This is a genomic window from Streptomyces solincola (genome assembly GCF_002982015.1).
Classification (GTDB): domain Bacteria; phylum Actinomycetota; class Actinomycetes; order Streptomycetales; family Streptomycetaceae; genus Streptomyces; species Streptomyces solincola.
In genome coordinates this window covers 1-5,454 of the sequence record NZ_PVLV01000500.1, presented here as the reverse complement: position 1 = coordinate 5,454, position 5,454 = coordinate 1, and the positions used below count along the sequence as shown (strand labels likewise).

Genomic DNA, 5,454 nt, shown 5'->3' with positions numbered 1-5,454 from the left:
CGGCGCGCGCCCCCGCCCCCGTACCCCCTCCCTGGCACCATCCGCGCCATGACGACGACCGACCCCCGGGCCACCGCGGCCGCGCTGCTCCCCCTCGTCGGCGGCGCGGCCAACGTGGCCTCCGTCGCCCACTGCATGACCCGCCTCCGCCTCGGGCTGCGGGACCCCGCGCTGGTCCGCGACGCGGAGGTCCGCGCGCTGCCGGCCGTGCTGGGCGTGGTGGAGGACGAGGCCACCGGCACCTACCAGATCGTGCTGGGCCCCGGCACGGTCGCCCGGGTCACCCCCGCGTTCGAAGCACTCGTCGAAGCCGCCCCCGACGGTCCCGCCGCCACCGGTCCGGCGGCCCTCGGCGACGGCGCCGCCGCGCAGGGGCTCGCGGCCCGCGGGGAGGCCATCCGGGCCGGGCAGCGGGCCCGCAACGCCACCCCCGTCAAGCTGCTGCTCCGCCGGATCGCCGCCGTCTTCGTCCCGCTGATCCCCGCCCTCATCGGCTGCGGGATCGTCGCCGGGCTCACCGGACTGCTGGTCAACCTCGGCCGGCTGCCCGGCCTGACCCCCGCGCTGGCCGCCACCGCCTCCGGCTTCATGGCGCTGATCGCCGTCTTCGTCGGCGTCAACACGGCCAAGGAGTTCGGCGGGACGCCGGTCCTCGGCGGCGCGGTCGCCTCGGTCGTCGTCTTCCCCGGCGTGGCGAAGGTCGAGGTGTTCGGCCAGCAGCTCGCCCCCGGCCAGGGCGGGGTGCTCGGCGCGCTGGCCGCCGCCGCGCTCGCCGCGGCCGTCGAGAAGCAGTGCCGCCGCCGCGTCCCCGAGGCCCTGGACGTCCTCCTCACCCCCACCATCACCGTCCTCGTCTCCGGCCTGGCCACCCTCTACGGGCTGATGTACGCGGCCGGGGCGGTCTCGACGGCCATCGGCGCCGCCGCCGACACGCTGCTGGCAAGCGGCGGCGCGGTCGCCGGCGGCGTGCTCGGCGGCCTGTTCCTGCCGCTGGTGATGCTGGGGCTCCACCAGGCCCTGATCCCCATCCACGCCACGCTCATCGAGCAGCAGGGCTTCACCGTGCTGCTGCCGATCCTCGCCATGGCGGGCGCGGGCCAGGTCGGCGCGGCCGCCGCGGTGTACGTACGGCTGCGCCACGACACCGCCCTGCGCCGCACCATCCGCTCGGCGCTGCCCGCCGGGCTGCTCGGCGTCGGCGAGCCGCTGATCTACGGGGTGTCGCTGCCGCTCGGCCGGCCGTTCGCCACCGCCTGCGTGGGCGGGGCGTTCGGCGGCGCGTTCACGGGACTGTTCGGGATGCTCGGCGACCCGGTCGGCGCGACCGCGATCGGCCCCTCCGGTTGGGCGCTGTTCCCGCTGCTGGACGGCGGATCCGGCCTGACCGCCACGACGGTCGCGGTGTACGCGGGCGGGCTGCTGACCGGTTACGCGACGGGGTTCGCCGCCACGTACCTCTTCGGGTTGAAGGGGCTCACGACCACGGGCGCAGCGGCCTCAGCCGGGACGGCCGGCGACCCCGGGGAGGCCGGCGCGGCAGCGGGGTCCGCCCCGGCCTCCCGGGCCCCGTCGGTCACGTCCTCGCCGCCTGCTCCCGGATCGTGACGCGCCCCTTCCTGATGGTCGCCAGGCGGGGCGCGCGGCGGGCCAGCGCGGTGTCGTGGGTGACCATCACGAACGTCAGCCCGCTGTCCTCCCACAGCTTCTCCAGCAGGTCCATGATCTCGTCCCGGGTGGACTCGTCGAGGTTGCCGGTCGGCTCGTCGGCGAGCAGCACCGCGGGCGACTTCACCAGCGCGCGGGCGATCGCGACGCGCTGCTGCTGACCGCCCGACAGCTCGTCCGGCAGATGGCCGCGCCGCTCGCCGAGGCCAACCGAGGCCAGCACCTCCCCGGCCCGCTCGCGCCGGTCGCGGGCCCGCAGCCCGAGCGGGACCAGCGCGGTCTCCACGTTCTCCTGGGCGGTGAGCGTGGGCACCAGGTTGAAGCCCTGGAAGACGAAGCCGATCTTCTCGGCGCGCACCCGGGTCAACCGCGACTCGGGCAGGGTGGCCAGGTCCACGCCGTCCAGCAGCACGCTGCCCGCGCTCGGCCGGTCGAGCCCGCCGAGCATCTGAAGCAGGGTGGACTTGCCGCCGCCGGTCGGGCCCTGGATGACCAGGCGGCCGCCGTCCTCGATGGCCAGGTCCACGCCGTCCAGCGCCTGCACGGTGGCCTTGCCTCGCCGATAGCGCTTGGTCACGCCACTGAGCTGGTACATCTGTCGACTCCTGTCGTACGAAGGGGGTTGCGGAGGCGGGCCCGGTCAGGCGATCCGGCGCAGGGCGTCCGCCGGCCGCAGCCGGGAGGCCCGCCAGCCGCCGAACGCGCCCGCGACCAGTCCGCCGGCCACCGCGAGGCCCACCGCCAGGCCGATCACGCCCGGCGACACCGGTGCGGTCAGCGCGATGTCCACCGCGCGCCCCGCCGTCTGGCGGGCCGGGCCGCCGCCGAATCCGCCCCCGGGGCCGCCGGTTCCCGCGGGCCCGCCCGACTCGGCGGTGAGCGTCGGCCCGAAGGCGGTGACCGCCCAGGCCCCGGCCAGGCCGAGGCCGATGCCGAGCGCGCCGCCGATCAGGCCGTTCACCAGCGCCTCGCCCACGACCTGACGGGTCACCCGCCCGCCGCGCCAGCCCAGCGCCTTCAGCGTGCCGAACTCCCGCACCCGCCGGCCGACCGCCGAGGAGGTCAGCAGCCCGGCCACCACGAAGGCGGCGGCCAGCACGATCGCCGACAGCCAGCGGCCCACCCCGGAGGCCAGGTCGGCGGCGGTGGACAGCGAACCGGAGACCGTGTCCGCGAGGTCGGCGGAGGTGGTGACCGTGGTGTCCGGGACGTTCTCCTGCACGGCCGCCTTCACGGCATCGATCTGCTGGGAGTCGGTGGCCCGGACGTAGACCGTGGTCACCTTCCCCTTCGCGTCGGCGAGCGTCTGCGCCTGCTTCAGCGGCACGTACACGTTGGCGGCGGCGTCCCCGCTGTGCGCGGTCGCGATGCCGATGACCGAGTACTCCGTACCGGAGACGGTCAGCTCGCCGCCGACCTTCAGCTTCTGCTCCTTGGCGTACGCGCTGTCCAGGACGGCGACCTCGGCGTCGGTCTCGCCGGTCGTGAACGTCCGGCCCGAGGTGATCCGCGAGGAGGTCAGCGGGCCGAGTCCCGGCCGGGCCACGTCGGTGCCGAAGAGGGTGTACGAGTCGACGTCGAACGCCGCGCCGCCGCCCCGCACCCGGTCGCCGCCGCCCCCTCCGTCCCGGCCTCCGCCCGGCGGGGCTTCACCGGGCTGGACCTCGCCCCGGGTGAACCGCCCGTCCACCTTCATCACCCGCGCGCTGAGCCCGCCGACCGCGTCGGCGACCCCGTCCTGCGCGGCGACCTTCGCCACGGTGGAGTCGGCGAGGGACTGGAAGCCCTGCACCATGACCATGTCCGAGCTCTGGTCGCTGTCGTCGCCGCTCTCCTTCGCGTCGAACTCGAACCGCGGGCGCCGCTGCGTCTGCCCCTCGCCGGGCGGCTCGGCGGCCTTGGTGACGGTCATGTCGGTGCCCAGCCCGTACAGCGACTGGAGCACCTTCCCCTGGGCCTGGCTCATCCCCGCGGAGACCGCGCCCACGACGATGACGAGCGCGATTCCCAGCGCCAGTCCGGAGGCGACGACGAGCGCCGCCTTCCTGCGACGGCGCAGCTCGCGCCGGAGGTAGGTGAAGAACATGGCGTGAAGCTACGGACGGCTCGTGATGGGGGGTTGAGGCCGCCGTGAGAGCCCCATGAGAAGCATCCGCGGCCCGCGCCGCCCCGCTACTCGCCGGCCCCCGCCCGCACGCCGGTGATCGCCGTCCGCGAGGCCACGTTCAACTTCCGCATGATGCTGGCCACATGGTGCTCAACCGTCCGGGGCGACAGCACCAGGCTCTCGGCGATGTCGCGGTTGGCGCGGCCCTGGGCGACCAGGCGGGCCACCTCCTGCTCGCGCGGCGAGAGCCGGTCGCCGTAGCCGAGCCGGCCGCGCCGGTGGGTGGTGACCACGTCGTGGCGGCGCAGCAGCCGGTGGCAGCGGGCCACGTCCCAGCGCGCCCCCAGCGCCTGGTACAGCCCCACGACCCGGTGCAGGGTGTCCACCGCCTCCTCCCGCGCGCCGCCCAGCAGGCAGCGCCCCCGGGCCTCGGCCGCCCGGGCCGCGTCGAACGGCCGGCTCAGCCGCCGCCACTGCCGCTCCGCCTCCGCCAGCAGCTCACCGGCCTCCGCGCACCGGCCCTCCGCCTCGGCCAGCAGCGCCCGGGCCGCGGTCAGCGCCGCCCGGGCGGCCGGGGCGTCCCGGTCCTCGGTCCCGGCCGCGAAGTCGGCCACCAGCCGGTGCGCCCGCCCGGTCTGCCCGGCCGCGCCCAGCGCCTCCACGGCGGTGGGCACGATCTCGCCGCCCCACACCCAGCCGCCGGTGCGCTCCAGCTTCCGCAGCACGTCGTCCACCGCCTCGGCGGCCTGCCCGGGGCGGTCCGCCTCCAGGTGGACGCGGGCCAGCGCGGCGGCCGACGCGGTGAGGATGACCCCGGTGTCGTAGCGGGTGGTACCCGCCGCCTCGGCGAGGTCCCGGCGGGCCCGGGGCACGTCGCCCAGCACGTGCAGTGCGGTCAGCCCGCGCACCAGCGTGGCCTCCGCCGTCAGGTCCGGTATCTCCCGGTAGTGCCGGGCCGTCGCGTCGGCGTCCTCGTGCAGCCCCTCCCAGCGCCCGGCGTGCCAGTCGATGACCAGCCTGGCGGTCTCGCCGAGCCCCTCCACGTACGGGCTGCTGGAGTCGGCGAGCCCGGCCGCGGCCCGGTCCAGGTAGCTGCGGGCCCGGTCCGCGTACCCCAGGGCGACGGCGGCGTGCGCCAGGTTGGTCCAGCCGCGGGCGAAGTGCGCGGCCTCCATGGCGGACCGGGCCGGGCCGCGCAGCGCGTCGGCGGCGGCCCAGGCCCTCGTGTCGCCGAGCAGCATCAGCGCGGTGGCCCGGTTGGCGGCGATCGCGGCCCGCGCCACCGGGTCGGTCACCCGGTCGGCGAACGCCTCGGCCCGCTCCAGCCACGCCTGGTGGCGGGTGATCGGCCAGCCCTTGATGGAGGGGATGGCGGCCACCACCATCGCCCGGGCGGCGGTCTGCGGGTCGGAGACCTCCAGGTCGGGGATGGCCAGGGCGACCTCGTTGAGGCTGTCCAGCGCGCCGCCGCTCTGGTTGCGCAGCACCACGCTCAGGTGCAGCCGGATCTCGCCGCGCAGCCGGGGCGGCGGGTCGTCCTCGTCCAGCACCCGGCGCACCGCCTCGACGACCGGCTCCCCGGCCCGCGCCAACTGCGCGGTGCGCGCGAGCTTGGCGGCCGTCCGCACCCGCCCCCCGGCCCGCGGGTCCTCCTCCACCGCCCGGGTGTACATCCGGGTCGC

General features: G+C 76.6%; 4 protein-coding genes. 1 reads left to right on the top strand and 3 read right to left on the bottom strand.

The window, feature by feature from the left end:
• Positions 1-48 precede the first annotated feature (48 nt).
• The gene (locus C6N75_RS25715) at positions 49-1,605 is read left to right on the top strand and encodes a PTS transporter subunit EIIC (protein WP_105871269.1); all 1,557 of its coding nucleotides are present in this window, start codon (positions 49-51) and stop codon (positions 1,603-1,605) included.
• On the opposite strand, the gene C6N75_RS25710 is transcribed toward C6N75_RS25715, so the two are convergent.
• The 3 genes from C6N75_RS25710 to C6N75_RS25700 all read right to left on the bottom strand — a co-directional run.
• On the bottom strand, positions 1,574-2,260 hold the full coding sequence (locus C6N75_RS25710) for an ABC transporter ATP-binding protein (protein WP_105871268.1): 687 nt from the start codon (positions 2,258-2,260) through the stop codon (positions 1,574-1,576). The two genes, C6N75_RS25715 and C6N75_RS25710, sit on opposite strands and share 32 nt — an antisense overlap.
• Before the next feature lie 45 nt (positions 2,261-2,305).
• The gene (locus tag C6N75_RS25705) at positions 2,306-3,751 is read right to left on the bottom strand and encodes an ABC transporter permease (RefSeq protein WP_105871267.1); all 1,446 of its coding nucleotides are present in this window, start codon (positions 3,749-3,751) and stop codon (positions 2,306-2,308) included.
• 86 nt (positions 3,752-3,837) lie between these two features.
• Positions 3,838-5,454, bottom strand: a 1,617-nt coding sequence (locus C6N75_RS25700) for a helix-turn-helix domain-containing protein (protein WP_146132677.1), incomplete at its 5' end; no start/stop codon positions are given.